This is a genomic window from Dellaglioa sp. CoH-57-MRSF-18, assembly GCF_056781995.1.
In genome coordinates this window covers 1-348 of the sequence record NZ_JBXAXX010000144.1, presented here as the reverse complement: position 1 = coordinate 348, position 348 = coordinate 1, and the positions used below count along the sequence as shown (strand labels likewise).

At 52.9% G+C, this 348-nt stretch carries 1 protein-coding gene; it reads left to right on the top strand.

Annotation, left to right across the window (positions count from 1 at the left end; translation table 11 throughout):
• Positions 1–46 precede the first annotated feature (46 nt).
• On the top strand, positions 47–348 hold a 302-nt coding region (locus tag AC1RPG_RS08485; RefSeq protein ID WP_481762549.1), incomplete at its 3' end, for a hypothetical protein.

Genomic DNA, 348 nt, shown 5'->3' with positions numbered 1-348 from the left:
CTAATAACCATTACACTTCGTGGCACTTGGCTATAAGGAGTAGAAAATGCCAGCACAATTCATTGCGTCGGCCGAAGGCTTCGACATTTATCCTTCTGGCACGCTGGCCGCGAACTACCCATGGTTCGTGACCAATAGTGCCATTGCCGGGCAAATCAACTTGTCGGCAGGAGCTTTTGGCGGGGCCGCACTCACGTTCCCAGTGAGCGGAGCACCAACCTCGCTCACCTCTGGGTTTGAGTATCAGTTTCCGAGCACGATGCAGATCATACGAGGTAACACGACGACCGCAGGCAAAGGTGCTTTCGCAATTAACTTCTGGTTGAACGTGAACACTATGAACCCGGG